General features: G+C 67.6%; 12 protein-coding genes. 3 read left to right on the top strand and 9 right to left on the bottom strand.

The features are described from left to right. Positions 1-176: 176 nt before the first annotated feature. Complete coding sequence (locus tag AC5P7R_RS07740) at positions 177-431, bottom strand: hypothetical protein (protein WP_125437961.1); 255 nt, start codon at positions 429-431, stop codon at positions 177-179. Here AC5P7R_RS07740 and AC5P7R_RS07735 point away from each other — a divergent pair. After that, entirely contained in the window at positions 424-1,611 is a 1,188-nt protein-coding gene (locus AC5P7R_RS07735; protein ID WP_478405557.1) for a benzoate/H(+) symporter BenE family transporter, read from the top strand. The two genes, AC5P7R_RS07740 and AC5P7R_RS07735, sit on opposite strands and share 8 nt — an antisense overlap. A gap of 6 nt (positions 1,612-1,617) precedes the next feature. Here the strand turns inward: AC5P7R_RS07735 and AC5P7R_RS07730 are convergent, their stop codons facing one another. The 4 genes from AC5P7R_RS07730 to egtB all read right to left on the bottom strand — a co-directional run bounded on the left by AC5P7R_RS07730 (position 1,618) and on the right by egtB (position 6,930). Beyond that, positions 1,618-2,391, bottom strand: coding sequence for a DUF2628 domain-containing protein (locus AC5P7R_RS07730; protein WP_478436114.1), 774 nt, complete (start codon positions 2,389-2,391; stop codon positions 1,618-1,620). Positions 2,392-2,417: 26 nt separating this feature from the next. Further along, entirely contained in the window at positions 2,418-4,604 is a 2,187-nt protein-coding gene (locus tag AC5P7R_RS07725; RefSeq protein WP_100477410.1) for a lytic murein transglycosylase, read from the bottom strand. An 83-nt stretch (positions 4,605-4,687) separates the two neighbouring features. After that, on the bottom strand, positions 4,688-5,662 hold the full coding sequence (gene egtD / locus AC5P7R_RS07720) for an L-histidine N(alpha)-methyltransferase (protein WP_134709587.1): 975 nt from the start codon (positions 5,660-5,662) through the stop codon (positions 4,688-4,690). Beyond that, entirely contained in the window at positions 5,659-6,930 is a 1,272-nt protein-coding gene (gene egtB / locus AC5P7R_RS07715; RefSeq protein ID WP_478436115.1) for an ergothioneine biosynthesis protein EgtB, read from the bottom strand. The genes egtD and egtB overlap by 4 nt, the downstream gene beginning before the upstream one ends. A 150-nt stretch (positions 6,931-7,080) precedes the next feature. Here egtB and AC5P7R_RS07710 point away from each other — a divergent pair, with 150 nt between their 5' ends. Next, positions 7,081-8,364: a GGDEF domain-containing protein gene (locus tag AC5P7R_RS07710; protein ID WP_031269293.1), complete on the top strand. Its 1,284-nt coding sequence runs from the start codon at positions 7,081-7,083 to the stop codon at positions 8,362-8,364. Here the strand turns inward: AC5P7R_RS07710 and AC5P7R_RS07705 are convergent. Further along, positions 8,346-8,738 (bottom strand): YchJ family protein, encoded by a 393-nt coding sequence (locus AC5P7R_RS07705; protein ID WP_026346891.1) that lies wholly within the window; start codon positions 8,736-8,738, stop codon positions 8,346-8,348. The genes AC5P7R_RS07710 and AC5P7R_RS07705 overlap by 19 nt on opposite strands. 81 nt (positions 8,739-8,819) lie before the next feature. Here AC5P7R_RS07705 and AC5P7R_RS07700 point away from each other — a divergent pair, with 81 nt between their 5' ends. Further along, on the top strand, positions 8,820-9,599 hold the full coding sequence (locus AC5P7R_RS07700) for a sulfite exporter TauE/SafE family protein (protein ID WP_019658763.1): 780 nt from the start codon (positions 8,820-8,822) through the stop codon (positions 9,597-9,599). A gap of 105 nt (positions 9,600-9,704) precedes the next feature. Here the strand turns inward: AC5P7R_RS07700 and AC5P7R_RS07695 are convergent, their stop codons facing one another. Genes AC5P7R_RS07695 through AC5P7R_RS07685 form a run of 3 tightly spaced genes read right to left on the bottom strand, consistent with a single transcriptional unit; the run spans position 9,705 to position 15,259 of the window. Then, positions 9,705-13,085: an ATP-binding protein gene (locus tag AC5P7R_RS07695; RefSeq protein ID WP_134732511.1), complete on the bottom strand. Its 3,381-nt coding sequence runs from the start codon at positions 13,083-13,085 to the stop codon at positions 9,705-9,707. Positions 13,086-13,101: 16 nt separating this feature from the next. Next, positions 13,102-13,803, bottom strand: a complete 702-nt coding sequence (locus AC5P7R_RS07690) for a DUF4194 domain-containing protein (protein WP_019658765.1) — start codon at positions 13,801-13,803, stop codon at positions 13,102-13,104. Then, entirely contained in the window at positions 13,790-15,259 is a 1,470-nt protein-coding gene (locus tag AC5P7R_RS07685; RefSeq protein ID WP_019658766.1) for a DUF3375 domain-containing protein, read from the bottom strand. Before AC5P7R_RS07685 ends, AC5P7R_RS07690 begins: the two co-directional genes overlap by 14 nt. Between the last annotated feature and the right edge of the window lie 112 nt (positions 15,260-15,371).

Genomic DNA, 15,371 nt, shown 5'->3' with positions numbered 1-15,371 from the left:
TAGCGAGCCGCCCATTATAGCCGGCTTTTCCGCTTCGTCAACACCTTTTTTCAAGGCCGTCTCACCGGAGTGGACGTTGTTGCCGATGCTGCTTCGTCGTTGGACCCGAGGGTCTTTCGTCGTTGCGAGCCGCCTATTATGCCGGACTTTCCGAGTCCGTCAACACCTTCGTTCGATCAACTCGTTCGCCGGTGATGGCGTTGCTGATCGCGTGCCGTTTCCGAGGAAGCGATGCGTTGCAGCAAGGGGGCGAATTCTAGAGATCCTGCAGATTTCGTCAAGGCTTTTTTTTCATGGTGATGACAGAAGCGCCGCGACTTCAGGCATGACGTACGCTCGAAGATCACTGCGGCGTTGCCCGCGCGTTGCGCGGTCAACGCCGCAACGGCTATCAATGCACGGATGCAACAAGGAGAGACGGCAATGAACATGCAGGTGCGGCAAGCATGGTGGCGCGACCTTTCAGTGCCGGCCGTGGTCGCCGGCTTCATCACCGTGCTGGTCGGCTTCGCCAGTTCCGCAGTGATCGTGTTCCAGGCCGCCCAGGCTGTCGGTGCCGACCAGGCACAGATCGCCTCATGGATGTGGGCACTGGGACTGGGCATGGGTGTCACCTGCATCGGGCTGTCGCTGCGCTATCGCGTGCCGGTGGTGACCGCATGGTCGACACCGGGCGCGGCGATGCTGGTGGTCGGTGCTGGTGGCGACTCGCTCGCTGAAGCCACCGGCGCATTCCTGCTCGCTGCGGTGCTTGGCATGCTGGCAGGCTTCTCCGGGGTGTTCGCGCGATTGATGCAGCGGGTGCCGATGGCGCTGGCCGCCGGCATGCTGGCCGGCGTGCTGCTGCGCTTCGGTCTGGACGTGTTCGTGGCCATGAATTCCCAACTGGTACTGGCACTGGCAATGTTCGCCACCTGGCTGGCGGGACGCCGCTTGTTCCCGCGCTATGCGGTCATCGCCACACTACTGGTCGGCATCGCGGTCGCAGCCAGCCGTGACCTGCTGCACGCACAGCAGGTGCAGCTGCAGCTGGCGGTGCCGCAATGGGTGACCCCGTCCCTGTCCTGGACTGCGGTAGCCGGCATCGCCCTGCCCCTGTTCGTGGTCACCATGGCCTCGCAGAACATCCCCGGTGTGGCAGTGATGCGTGCCTCCGGCTATGACGCGTCGGTGTCGCCGCTGATCGGCTGGATCGGCGTGGTCAATACATTGCTGGCGCCGTTCGGTGCCTACGCACTGAACCTGGCCGCGATCACGGCCGCGATCTGCATGGGCCGTGATGCGCACGAGGATCCGGCACGGCGCTACACCGCCGCCATGGCCGCTGGGGCTTTCTATATTGTCATCGGGCTGTTCGGTGCCACCGTCGCCGCCCTGTTCGCGGCTTTCCCAAAGGAGCTGGTGGCCTGCGTGGCCGGTATCGCGTTGTTCGGCACCATCGCCAACAGCCTGGCCAGTGCGCTGGCAGTAGAGCAGGACCGCGAGGCGGCACTGGTCACCTTCCTGGTCACCGCCTCCGGCGTCTCACTGGCCGGCATCGGTTCGGCGTTCTGGGGCCTGGTGGCCGGTGCGCTGTGCCTGCTGGTGCTGCGGCCGCGTCAGGGCCGCTGACCTGTCCTACCCCGCCAGTGCGGCGCCGACGGTGCTCAACACCACCGAGATGACGATGGCGGCCAGTGTGGCGACCACGCTGGTGCCGCCGCGTGCGGTCAGTTCGCTGCGCAGCCGTGCGTCATCGCCGCCGCTGACGGCACGGGCCTGGGCGATCAGGCGCTGGCAGTGTGCCAGGTACCAGGTGTTGCCAAAGGTGCCGGTAGTGACGCTGAGCGCGATGGTGATGACCAGCGACACGCCTTCGGGCACATCCAGCAAGGTTTCCACCACGCTGATCAGCAGTAGCAGGCCGACCCACATTGCCGCCAGGCGGTACATCCTGCGGTACATCATCCAGATCGGGCCGAGCAGGAAGGCCGGCCAGTGCCAGGTGCCACTGGCCGTGGCAATGCCCTGATCCAGCCGCCAGCGCTGGCGATAGATCGGGAAGTTGCCGCCGACCACGCTGGCGTACAAGGCCATCTCGCCCTCCAGCCCCGCGGCGGCAGCGGTATCCGGTGCAGCGGCGGGCACTCGATACGGATCGGACGGATCGCCGACACTTGGCGCAACGACCTCAACCGGTGGGGCTGTGTCGATATCCGGAGCCGGCGCCATCTCGATGGGCGTTGAATCCTGTTCCAGCTCCGCCAATGGGCGCCACGAGGGCATGCCCTCGCGCCACAGCAGCGTGCGTGCCGTCACCGTGCCGTCCTGCTGCAGGCGACGCAGGGCGGCCAGGTCCACCGGTCCTTCGCTCTGCCTGCTGTTGGCGTACCACCACTGTGCTTCCTGCATGAAAACGTCCTTGCTGCGTTGATTCGTTACCGGGTGACCGGTGTCCACGGTGCCGCTGACAATGTCTGAGACAGCACATGGCTGCCACCCGGCGGCAGGGTCACCACGTCGGGCCCGGCGTTGGCCGCTTCCAGGCAGACGTAGTCGCGCCAGCCCTCACCCACATCTGCCATCTTCGCTGCAGCCTCGGCACCGGGATTCCACGCCACCAGCGAGCGGCTTCCTTCCGTACGGATGTCGATGCGGCGTTTCAGCACCGGATCGCGCAGGACATAGTGACCCTTGGCCTGCGTGTAGATGCGATCGCTGCGCCCGGGATCACGGGGATCGCGCAACGTCCAGGCGCCCTGCTGCCGACGCGGCGTCGCATAGTTCTCGAACTTGTCCAGATAGTCCAGCCCGTCCACGCCGTCCACCTCCACCGCGCTGGCATCACCCACGCGGAAATAGTTGTGCAGCGCCTGGGTGATGCTGGCATGGGAACTGCCGACGTTCTCGGTGATCAGTCGCTGGGTCAACTGGCGGCCTACGCGCACAGTCATCCGCAGCCGCAGGTCCAGGCTCTGCAGCACCGGGGGTGCCAGCGTGAGCTCGATGCTGCCGTCGTCCAGGCGACGGGCCTGTTGCAGTTCCCACGGCACGGTACGCACGAAACCGTGGGCGGGCACGTCGTTGCCCTGGCCCTGGCGGCCGAAGTACGGCCAGCAGACGGGGCTGCCTCCGCGGATCGGCGTGGGCAGTTCGGCGCGCCGGGGGGACAGCCACATCAGATCCGGCTGGCCCTTGGGCACGAAGGAAAGCAGCTGGCCGCCAAACACACTGACGGCCGCGCTGGCGTCGGCGGTTTCCACCAGCCAGGCATCGAGCCCTTGGTACTGCCCGCTGCGTACACCCTGGATCTGCTGCACGTGGGATCGACTCCGTATGGCCGGCGATTGCACGGCACTGTAGTTGCTGGGAAGCATGAAACGCGTGGGCACCGGCGCAGTGCGCGGCGCGTTCTGCAGAGTGCGAAGGATACGCTGTCCCGCGCGCCCATCTGCGTTGGCCCAGCCCAGGCGCTGCTGCTCGGCCTGGATCGCGCGGCGCGTGGCGGTACCGATCATGCCGTCGGCAGCACCGATGTCGTGGCCGCGGGCCAGCAGCAGGGTCTGCAGCTGGCGGCGCTCATCGCGGCCCAGGCCTGGATCGTCGGTCGGCCAGGCGGTAGCCAACCCGTTGCCGCCCCGCAACTCGTCGGCCAGCGTCGCGATCGCCAGCGCATAGCTTTCGGCAGCGTTGTAGCTGTAGATCGCGTCGTAGTTGCGGAACACCAGCAGCGCCGGGCCCTTGTTGCCGGCCGGCAGCAGCAGGGCGGCGCGCGCATCCGCCGGCAGGTTGGCCGGAGCCAACGCGCTGCCATCCAGCGCGGTCACGCCCTGCGCGCGCCAATCGGCCAGGGCGCGACGCTGGGTGCGGCCGGCCTGGCTGGCGTTGAAGCCGGCGGGCACACGCACCTCCATGCCCCATGGTTCACCACTGCGCCAACCGGCACGCTTGAGGTAGTTGGCGGTGGAGGCCAGTGCATCGGGAATGCTGCCGACCAGATCGCGGCGGCCATCGCCATCACCATCCACGGCGATGCGTGCATAGGTGCTGGGCATGAACTGGGTGTGCCCGAAGGCACCGGCCCAGGAGCCGGTGAGCCCCTGTGCCTGCAGGTCGCCGCGGTCGATCAGCTTGAGCAGCGCCAGCAGCTCACCGCGGAAGAAAGGTTGGCGGCGGCCGGCGCACGACAGCGTGGCCAATGACTGCAGCAGCGGGCGCTTGCCGAACACGCGGCCGTAGTCGCTCTCCACGCCCCAGACCGCGACGATTGTGGCCGGATCGACGCCATACTGGGCCGACACGCGATCGAGCAGGTCGCGGTGCTGCTGCAGCAGGGCGCGACCATCAGCCACACGCTGGCGATCAACCAGCGCGGCCAGATAGTCCCAGATCGGCGTGGTGAATTCGGGCTGTGCATCGAGCAGGCCGAGCACGCTGGGGTCCGGGGTGAGCCCGGCGGTGATCTCGTTGAAGCGGTCGGCGCCGATGCCCTGGGTCGCGGCGGTGGCCTGCAGGCCCGCCAAGCAGCGGCTGAACGCCGGATCGGTGCTGGTGGCGGAAGCCGCAGGCAGCGCCGGGGTCGACGCAAGGGCGGCCGCCAGGCCGAGCGTGGTCAGAACAGGCATGGCGTCCTCCGTGTTGCCGTTGCACGGCCATCTTAGGGGCAGCGGTGCCGCCGAACCTGAAGGGCCACCGGCTGGCCACCACCTCAGGCGCGGCGCAGCAAGCGCAGGCCATAGGCGGGGCTTTCGGCATCCCATCGCTGCGCCACCTGCAGGCCCGACTGCCGCAACAGCGCGTCGAAGCTGTCATCGGTGTACTTGTGGCTGTACTCGACGCGGATGGGTTCACCGGCGGCGAAGTGGAAAATGTGGCCATCCAGGTGGACGTCCTGTGCCCGCTGGCTGACCAGATCGGTCTCGATGCGCAACCGCGCAGTGCTGTAGCGTGCACGATGACGGAAGCCATCGAGATCGAAGTCGCTGCCGATCTCGCGGTTTAGGCGGGCCAGCAGGTTGAGGGTGAATGCGGCGGTGACGCCCTGCGCATCGTTGTAGGCCGCTTCGATCAACGCCGGGTCCTTGTGCAGGTCGATGCCGACCAGGGCCAGGCCATCATGCCCCATGGTCTGGCGCATCGCGCGCAGCAGCGCGACCGCGTCTTCTCCTTCAAAGTTGCCCAGCGTGGAACCAGGGAAGAACAGCAGCCGTCGCGCGGGTCCGCGTTCGGCCATGGGTACGGCGACGGGACGGGTAAAGTCGGCACAGACCGGCAGCATCTCCACCTCGGGCAGCGCCGGGGCCAGATGGTCGATGCTGGACAGCAGCGCGGCACGCGAGATTTCTATCGGCGTGTAGGCCACCGGCTCGTGCAGGGCGGTCAGCAGCAACGCGGTCTTGCGGCCACTGCCGCTGCCCAGTTCCACCACGTGCAGGTGCGGCCCGACGCTTCGGGCGATGTCCGGCAGTACCCGTGAAAGCAGGGCCAGCTCGGTGCGCGTGGGGTAGTACTCGGGAGTATGCGTGATCTGCTCGAACAGGCGCGAGCCGCGTGCATCGTAAAAGTACTTGGACGGCAGCTGGCGGGGCGTGCGCAACAACCCGGCCATCACGTCGGTAAGGATCTGCTGGCGGCCGGGAGTGAGATCGGTCAGCGCCTGCAGCGCGTCCTGCACCGTACTCATGCGAGATCCCTGGCCAGGCGCAGCCCGGAGAACTGCCAACGCGCCGGGGGCATGAAGAAGTTGCGGTAGCTGGCTCGCACGTGGCCACGCGGCGTGGCGCAGCTGCCACCGCGCAGCACCCATTGCCCGCACATGAACTTGCCGTTGTACTCACCGAGGTTGCCGGCGAAAGGGCGAAAGCCCGGATAGGCGCCATACGCGCTGTGGGTCCATTCCCATACATCGCCGAACAGCTGCCGCAGCCCACTGCCCTGCCCCGCCCGAGGGTGCAGCTGATCGTCGTCGGCAAAATGGCCACGCAGGGGCTGCGACGCAGCGGCGGCTTCCCACTCGAACTCGCTGGGCAGGCGCGCACCAGCCCAGCGGGCGCAGGCATCGGCCTCGTAATAGCTGAGGTGGCAGACCGGCGCATGCGGGTCCAGCTCTCGCCAACCGCCGAGGGTGTACTCGCGCTGCAGGGCATCGTCCCAGTACAGCGGGTGCTGCCAGCCCTCGGCTTCGCGCAACGCCCAGCCTTCGCTGAGCCACCAGCGCGGCTCGCGGTAGCCGCCAGCCTCGATGAAGGCGAGGTACTCGCCATTGCTGACGGGACGCTCTGCCAGTGCGTGTGCGGGGAGCAGCACGCGATGCGCCGGCGATTCGTTGTCGTAGGCGAAGGCGGCGTGCTGCGGCCAGGCTGCGGCGCCAATGGTGACGATGCGTTCGGGTGATTCGATCCAGCCCTGCGCACTGGCAGCGCTGGTGGCAGGCTGCAGGTCCTCACGGTAGGCCGGCTGCAATGGATTGCACCAGAACGCATGCTTGATGTCGGTCAACAGCAGTTCCTGGTGCTGCTGTTCGTGCTGCAGGCCCAACTGCAGGTGGTGCAGCGCCTGCGCGTCGAGGTCACCCGCCGCCAGCCGTGACTGCACCTGCATGTCGACCTGCTGGCGGTAGTCGCGCACCTGCTGCAGCGATGGCCGCGACAACTGACCGCGTTGCGGCCGCGCGTGCGCCGGACCGATACTTTTGTAGTAGCTGTTGAAAAGATAGTCCCAGGCTGGATCATGCGCCGGCGCGCTGGCGAATCCTGCCAGCACGAAGCGTTCGAAGAACCAGGTGGTGTGGGCCAGGTGCCACTTGCTGGGGCTGGCATCGGCCATGCTCTGCAGCATGGCGTCCTCGGCGCTGAGCGGGCCGGCCAGTTGCATGCTGCGCGCACGCACGCGTGCGAACTGGTGGGCGAGATCGTGCTGCGGGGCAGCGACGGCGGCGGGTACGCTGTCCATGCCGACAGCATCGGTGCCGGCGGGTGAGTGCGATGTCATGGTCCGGCGTCACTTCGTTCACATGGATGGGCCTGCCGCATTCAAGAAGCCGCCCCGAACGCCGCTAACGGCAATGCTGCGGCCGCGTCGTCACCGCGCTGGAATTCCTGATTGCCCCTGCATCCGCTCCGCCAGCCTGCGCACTACCTGTTCGTGCTGCCCGCCGTGCTGGTTGCCGTGGTGCTGTGGGCGGCGTTGGGCAACGAAGACGTGGCCAGTCCGGCCCAACGCGTTCTGCCCTGGCTGCTGGCCTGCCTCAGTGCCGGCCTGGCCCTTCTCTACCACCAGGTGCGTGCGCTCTGCCTGCTGTTGGTGGTGGCAGTCATGTTCGCGCTGCTGCACCAGGATGTCGGCGGCTACCTGCGCAGCGGCCATGTCAGCGCGCTGACACCGCTGCGCTTCCATGCCATCTCGGCGTGGCTGCCATTGCTGTTCGCCGGCCTGTCGTTGTGGCCGGAGCGTGGGCGGCGCAGGCACGACCTGCTGTTGCGCTCCGTCGCCAGCAGTACGGCATTGCTGATCTTCCTGCTGCTGGCCGCGCAGCAGCCGCGCGGCATGCATGATCTGCTGTCGAACCGTCATTGGGCGTGGATCCCGGCCGACTGGAACGCGCTGGCGCAGCTGCCGGCGCTGCTGTTCCTGCTGGCCACGGCGGCGCTGGGTTGGCAGGCATGGCGCCTTCCGCGGCCGCTGCACACGGCTATGTTGCTGGCGCTGCTGTGCCTGTGGTGGATGCTGCCGAGGGTCTTCCTGCAGCCGGTGCTGCTGCCTGCGCTGGCCAGTGCGGCCCTGCTGCTGATGCTGGGCGCGATGCTGCAGGAGTCGTTCCACATGGCGTTCCGCGACGAACTGACCGGCTTGCCGGGGCGCCGCGCCTTCAATGAGACCCTGCAACGGGCGCGCGGCACCTACAGCATCGCGATGGTGGACGTGGACCACTTCAAATCGTTCAACGACACCCACGGCCACGACACCGGCGACGACGTGCTGCGCCTGGTGGCCTCGCGGCTGGCGCGGGTGGGTGATGGTGGCCGTGCGTTCCGCTACGGCGGCGAGGAGTTCGCGGTGGTGTTCCTGGGCCAGCCGGCCGACGCCTGCATGGATGCCGTGGAAGCCTTGCGGCAGAGCATCGAGGACACCCGCATGCAGCTGCGCGACCGCAGCACCCGCAGCCGCGACGATGACGCCGGGCGTCAGCAACGCGGGCGCGGCGGCAGCGGCCCGGTGGTGCAGGTGACGGTGAGCATCGGCCTGGCCGACAGCCTTGTGGACCCGCGCCCGGCAGCGGTGGTCAAGGCCGCCGACCGGGCGCTGTACGCAGCCAAGGACGGCGGCCGCAACCAGATCCGGGCGAACGCCGGACAGCGGGCTGAGGCTCAGACTGCGTCGAGGTAGTACCAGCGACCGTCGATGCGCAGGAAGCGGCTGTGTTCGGTCATCTTCACCGCGCTGCCGCCGCCTACCCGGTAGCGGGCGGTGAACCTCACCTCGGCGCTGTCAGCGCCGGTGACGGTGTGCTCATGGACGGTCAGGCCCAGCCAGTGCGTACGCTGCCCGGGCGCGTCATCCAGCGACAACTCGACCGGACGCGTGTCCGGGTGCCAGCTCTGGCGCAGGTAGCCTGCCAGGCCCCGCACGTACGCGCTGTAGCGCGAACGCATGAGGCGTTCGGCGTCGGGGACGGTGTCGCCGGCATGGAAACGGCCACAGCAGGCGGCGTACTCCGCGGGTAGCCCGCAGGGACAGGGATCGGCAGGTTTTCGGCTCATGCGCGCATTGTCGCGCGGAGCGCCGCCAGCATCCATCGGCGAAGGGCGTATGCTGTCGCGCCCCCACCTTGATTGATCGCCGTGCTGGAACTGGTTCCCCCCGAGTTGTGGTGGCTGGTGGTGATCGCCTTCATCGCCGGTCTTGTGGATGCCGCCGTCGGTGGCGGTGGCCTGGTGCAGCTGCCGGGACTGTTCACGGTGCTGCCGCAGCAGACACCGGCGATGCTGTTCGGCACCAACAAGTTCAGTTCGATGTTCGGTACCGGTGCGGCTGCCTGGCGTTACGCGCGCAACGTGCGTTTCCCGTGGAAGCCGGTACTGTTCGCGGCCGGTACCGCCTTCATCTTCTCCTTCGCCGGGGCCACTGCGGTAAGCCTGCTGCCCAAGGACGCGGTGCGCCCGCTGGTGCTGGTCCTGCTGATCGCGATGCTGGCCTACACGCTGTGGAAGAAGGACTTCGGCGCGTTGCACCGGCCACAGGAGATCGGCCGCCGCGAGCTGGTGATCGCACTGGCGATCGGTGCGGCGATCGGCTTCTACGATGGATTCTTCGGGCCGGGTACCGGCAGCTTCCTGATCTTCCTGTTCGTACGCTTCTTCGGGCTGGATTTCCTGCGCGCGTCAGCGGCATCGAAGGTCGTGAACCTGGCGACCAACGTGGCAGCGATCTCGTTCTTCGTACCAACCGGCAACATCCTGTGGCTGTTCGCGCTGCCGATGGCCGCAGCCAACATCATCGGTTCGGTGGTGGGCACGCGCCTGGCGTTGAAGGGCGGCACGCCGTTCATCCGCAAGCTGTTCGTGGGGCTGGTGGTGGTGCTGATCGCGCGGATGGCGTGGGACACGTTCCGCGGTTCGTGAGGAACGTTATGAAATGGTAGGTGCCAACCTTGGTTGGCACGTTGTTTCAGGTCGCGAAGAGCAGCCGAGCATGGCTCGGCTCTACAGGTAGATGGACCGAGGCGCTCAGGCCTCGGCTTCTTCCGGTTCGTTGGCCTGCTGGCGACTGCGCTCGGGCAGCTTCAGGCGCTTGCCTTCTTCGTCGTACTCGATCAGCAACACCCCGGAGTCGTGTCGGCCGCTGATTTCGACGAAGCAGGCGCCGCCGATGAACGGTTCAAGCGTCATCACCGACTTCAGCGGGGTGGCGACCACCATCTGGAAGCCGAAGTTGTCGAAGATGTTCATCGCCAGCGCGGTGAACTCGTTGTCGGCCTTGTCGAAGGCCTCGTCGAGCACGACCGCCGCGTAGCTGGGCAGCTGGCTGTCGGCGCCGCCGAGCTGGTAGCGCAGCGCTGCCGCCAGGCAGGTGGTGGCCAGTTTCTGGCGCTGGCCACCGGACTTGCCCGCGCCACTACGGTAGATCTCGACCTGCTGGCGCGTTTCCGCATCCAGCTCGACGCCGATGAACTCCACGTGCATGCGCACGTCCAGCACCAGCTCGCGCCAGCGCTTGTCCTCGCCTTCCTGCGAGCCCAGTCGGTTGACCAGCTGGCGCAGCACGGTGAACTGCGATTCGGCCAGTTCACGCTGCTCGGTCTGTTGCTGCGACAGCACCTCGCGCAGCTGCAGGTGGAACTCGGCGACTTCCGGCAGGCGGCGGTCGCTCAGTTCGATGGTCAGCAGCGTGCCACGGTTGAACGGCACCTGCTCCAGGCTGGCATTCACTTCATCCAGGCGCTGTCCGATCGACTTCCGGGCTTCGGCGCTGTGGCGCTGCAGGGCCAGCAGGTTGTTCTTGCTCTGGTTCTGCAGCAGATCGAAGAAGCGCTCTTCGTGCTGCGGCAGGCCATCGCGTTCCAGGCGTTCGAGGCGGGCGAGGAAGTCCTCGGCCGAGGCCACCGAGACGGTGAAGTCACCCGACTCCTCCGGCCACTGCTGGATGAAGCGGCGGAAGCAGCCGGTCAGCTGGTTCTCGATGCGGTTGAGGTCCTGCTGCGAGGACGACAGCTGCTCGTTCAGCGCGTTGCTGACCTGGCGCATGTGCGCTTCGAGCGTTTCCAGGCTGAGCGGACCCTGCTCCTGCAGGCGCTCGGCAAGCCCGGCCTCCTGCTCCTGGGCCAGGGTCGGCAGCACCAGTGCACGGCTCTGCTGGCGGGCGCGATCGAGACGGTCGCGCTCCTTGACCAGCTGGCCGCGTTCGACGCGAACGTCCTCATAGGTGCGGCGTGCCTGTTCGATATCCGCACGCACGGCGTCGATCTGCTTGGCCAGCCTGGCGAGATCGGCGTTGCCTTCGCGCAGGTCGCGCAGGGTGGCTTCGATATCGCTCAGGCGCTGCTGCGGAGCGGCGATGTCGATCTCGTTCCAGCTGATGCTGACCAGCTCGTGGCAGGCCAGGCGGCGTTCGTTGTCGCGGTCACGTTGCCCGCGCAGGCGCGCGATGTCGGTCTCGCAGCTGGCGATGCGCTTGGCCAGTTCCTGGGCTTCGCGCTCGAAGGCACCGACCTTGTCGTGGTTGTTGAAGCCGAGGATCCAGCGGCGGCGGTCGCCCACTGCACTGCGGTCGTCCTTCTCGAAACGGTCACCTGGATGCTTGACCTGGCCTTCGCGGGTGATGCCGCGGTCGACGTTGCGCAGTTGCTTGGCATCCACGCATTCGTAGTCGAAGCGCTTGCCCAGCTCCCGGCGCAGCCAGCTTTCGAACACATGCTCGCGCAGTTCAAGCTTGTGCAGCAGCGATTTCGCCGAGGGTTCGCGCGCGAACGCATCATCGTTGCGGCGCACGCGGTAGTAGGTGAAGCGCATGCCCAGGTGAGTGCGGTTCACCCACTCGGCAACATCGTTGTAGTGCTTGTCGTCGACCAGCAGCGACAGCGCGAAACCGCCCAGCACGCGCTCGATGGCACCCTGCCAGCCCTGCTCTTCCGCGCGGACCTGGATCAGTTCACCTACGAACGGCAACGCTGCCTCGGCGATGCCGGTCTCTTCGGCCAGGCGCGCACGCAGCTTCTGCATCGGCGCCGGGATGTTGGACGGTGTGCGCTGCATCGCTTCGAGTTCGGCACGGACTTCGCCGAAACGGCGCTCGTCATCGCGCTTGCCACCGAGGCGATCACTGATCGCATCGTCCAGTGCCGAGGAGGCACGCTGGCGATCCTGCAGCTCGTTCTGCGCGCGCTCGACCAGTTCGGCGAAACCGTGCGCGTCGTCCGGCAGTTCGGCCCCCAGCTGCTGTGCCGCCTGGCGTGCCTGCTCGCGCTTGGCCTGGCGCCGGTCGCGCTCAGCTTCGGCACGACCCTGCTCGCGTTCCAGTTCCTCGATGCGCTCACCGCCCTGCTGGCGGCGCTGCAGCTCCAGTTCGGCCAGGCGCTCGGTGTGATTGTCCAGTGCAGCACGGCGCTGGGCTTCTTCGCCAAGCAGGCCGCGGTCACGCACGTCCATCTCGCGCAGGCGCGCTTCGATCAGCGCCTGGCGGCGGCTCTCGCGGAAGCTGTCGACGCCAAGTTTCAAGGCTTCGTCGTCACCGCGCCGGCGGTGCATTTCCTTCAGGTCGTTGTAGTAGGCGCGCGCCGGCAGCAGGGTTTCCACCTGGCGGCGGGCGGTGACCACCGCCTGGTGTGCGCCATCAAGCTCGGCGAAATCGCTGACCAGGCGCTCGGCGGCGTCGAAGGTCTTCGGCGTGTCGAGCATGAAGTCGCGCAGGAAGACGTTGAGGTCTCCCAGGTTCTTCGCCGACTGCGTCTTGTGCAGCAGGCGCAGCGCCATCTCGTTGTCGATGCCGAGCAGGTCGCGGAAGCGCTCGGCGTAGCCGGAGAAGGTGTCGAAGTGGTGCAGGTCGGACAGCTTCTGCTTGAGCTTGCGCAGGTCCAGGTCGAAGCCGCCGAGATCCTTGGCGATGTCGAACGGGCGCTCGGCGATCATGTAGTGCTTGCGCACATCGCCGGCCGAGGTGCCGTTGCCGGAGATCCAGAGCAGGCGCACCAGGCTGACCACGCGGCCATCGCCGGCGCGGTATTCCAGCACCAGTGCGGTCCAGGTGGCGCCTTTGCGCAGGTACTGGGTGGCGATTTCGCCGGTGCCGCTGTCCTGCTGGTCAGCCCACGCGCCACGCACGTAGGACACCAGGTTGCGGTCGCGGCCGCTGCGCTCGGCTTCACGCGCAGCGGCGTTGAAGTCGACGATGGCCGGCGGCGTCAGCAGCGCGGACATGGCATCGAGCAGGGTCGACTTGCCCGAGCCGGAGCGGCCGACAAACAGGAAGCCGCGCTCGGCGATCGGCACTTCGGTCAGGCCGTTGAAGGTGCCCCAGTTGTGCACCTGCAGGCGGCGCATGCGGAACTGCTGCAGGCGCGGGTCCGGCAGGCCTTCGTTGAACAGTGCGGGAGTGTGCTTGGAGATAGCCATGCGATGGTCGGGTCTCTCAGGCCTCGGCGGCCGGGGTTTCGCGCAGCTGGCGGTACACCGCCGAAAGCTGGGACACGTCTTCGGCGGAGAACAGCAGCTTCAGCGCCGGCGAGACTTCGTGGCGGTCATCCTGGCCGCTGAGGCGGGTCAGGATGTGGTTGTCCTTCATCTTCTGCACCGCCGAGGCAACGCGGCGGTTGAAGCCGGCGCGGTCGGTGGACAGGTTCTTTTCATAGATGGCCAGCGCTTCGGCCATCTCGGCGTCGGCGACCACCGCGCGGTTGCCGCGTGCATCGGCCTCGGCCAGCTGCTGGCGCAGGTACAGCAGCAGCACCGAGTCGATGAAGGTCAGCGGCGAGGTGCGCAGCAGCACCGGCGCATCAACGTCTTCGGTATCGGCCTGGCGGGTGAACGCCACGCCGCTGTCGCGGTCGAGCACCAGTTCCAGGAACAGGTCCGCCAGCGATGAGCGGATGGCCGCTTCGCTGCGGATCAGCGCGGGCCACAGCTTGGCGTGGCGCAGCTGGTCGATGCTGGGGCCGATCAGCAGCTGGCACAGCGCGCGGCGCGCATCCAGCGGCAGGCGCCCGGTGTCGCCGAGGTAGTACACGTCGTTGCCACGGCGGGGCTGCGCCATGGTCGCCGCCGGCTCGGCCTCGTAGGCGTCTTCCGCCACGTCGGCCTGCGGTGCTTCGATGGGATCTTCATGCCAGCTCATGGCGTCTCTCCTGGGTGAACCAAACCAGCGGGATGCGGGCGCGGCGGATCTGGCCGTCGCCACCGCGCCATTGCGCAAGCTCCTGCTCGCCGGCGACCACGTTGCCGAAACGCGTGCCCAGCGACAGGTAGCCGATGACGCTGCCGAGGCCCTGCGGCGCTTCGCGCTGCGACAGGGCCTGGGCGATGCTGAGCCGCGGCTGTGCATCGAGCAGGTCGTGCAGGTCGCGGCGCAGGGTGCGGAAGTCGATTTCGGACGAAGCGACCAGATCGCCGACGCTTTCCAGACTGATCGCGGCCGCGTCGTTGTACTCGACGTTGCCATCGACCTGGGCACTGCGCGGATCGTGCAGCTTCCATTGCGACCACGAACGCAGGCGGCTGGTGGTCAGCTGCAGGTCGCGGCCGATGCCGCGTTGTGCGGGGAACTCGTCACGCAGCGCCAGCGCTTCGGACTGCGCCTGCTTGAGCAGCTGGTTGAGGCGGCGCTGCTCCAGATAGCCACGGCTCTGTACGAAGCCGCGCAGGCTGCGCGCGAAGTGCTGCAGCACGTCGTGCACCTGGCCACCGCGCTCGAGCATGGTGCTGGTGAAGCCGCGCAGGAAGTTGCGCTCGTTGCGGTCCAGGCGCCGGGCAAAGCCACGCGCCAGCACCGCTTCCAGCGCGGCATCGAGCTGGGCGCTCTGCTCGGCGTCATTGAGCAGACGCCAGAAGGCCTGGAAGCTGCGCCCTGCATCACTCTCGCCGATCACGTCCACGCCTTCGAACAGCTGCGACAGCACGTCGCCGCGCTCGCCTTCATCGTCGATGATGCGTTCGCGGAACTCGCGGTTGAGCTGCTCGAAGTCATCGCGCACGCGCCGGAAATCCTCGGTCAGCTCGTCGGCCAGGCCGATGATCTGGCGCGCACGTTCCAGGGCGCGCTTGCCATCCAGCGCGGTGACGCGGCCGGCGCCGACGCGGGCGATCTCGGCGTCGATGCGGTCGCGCTCGTCGCGCAGCGCCGAGAGGCGGGCATCGGGGTCGGACTCGGTCTGCGCGGCCAGCTGCGAGAGCTGTTCGATGACCAGTGCCAGGCGGCTCTCGGTGGCGGCCACGCGAGCCTGCTCGAGGCCGTCGGCGAAGCGGATCGCCTGTAGCGCTGCGGTCGACAGCTCGTACTGTTCCTGGTCGGCGCCTTCGGGCAGGCGGCGCTCCAACCAGCCTTGGGCCAGCCAGTGCGCGATGTAGGCCTGCGCGGTCCGCGGCAGCTCGCGCGAGAGTTCATCGCCGGCCAGCTGGTCCAGCGCGCGCTGCAGGCGCTCGTTGAGCACCGACGAAGGCAACGTGCGCTCGCCGTCCATCAGCAGGCCCTGCAACAGGCCGATGATTTCCGGGGCATGGTCGGCGGCAAGCAGCTTCCACTGGGGCTGTTCGCGCAGGTGACGGTAACGGGCAATGCGTTCGCGATGCTTCATGCAGCGAAAAGAGTCATGAGGTCTGGTGGGGACAAGCAGCCACCCACGGCGGCTGCGTGGGCAGCCGTGGGCATGCCGGCCACCAGGGGCCGGCGCGGTGCGGGCAAGCGGC

The sequence above is a fragment of the Stenotrophomonas sp. YJH_SMC_27 genome, from assembly GCF_059369815.1.
Note: the sequence above shows the minus strand (reverse complement) of the source record. Positions and strands in the feature narration are given on the sequence as shown.